We start from the raw sequence: 307 nt of genomic DNA, 5'->3' as shown, positions 1-307 counted from the left end.
TACCCCGAAAGGCGACGTGGTGGATCTGCCTGCCGGCTCTACGCCGCTCGACTTCGCTTACCATATTCACAGCGACGTCGGCCACCGCTGTATCGGTGCCAAAATTGGCGGCCGCATCGTGCCCTTTACCTACCAGCTGCGGATGGGAGACCAGATTGAAATCATCACTCAGAAGCAGCCGAACCCAAGCCGCGACTGGCTGAACCCGAACCTGGGCTATATCACTACCAGCCGCGGACGTTCCAAGATCCACAACTGGTTCCGCAAACAGGATCGCGATAAAAATATCCTTGCCGGTCGCCAGATG

The 307-nt window shown here is 57.7% G+C and carries 1 protein-coding gene; it reads left to right on the top strand.

Annotation, left to right across the window (positions count from 1 at the left end):
- A partial coding sequence (locus tag CVN76_RS00655; protein ID WP_157805386.1) for a TGS domain-containing protein occupies positions 1–307 on the top strand: 307 nt, incomplete at both ends.

This window comes from Bacillus sp. mrc49 (assembly GCF_002803435.1).
This window is presented reverse-complemented; position numbering and strand designations above follow the sequence as displayed.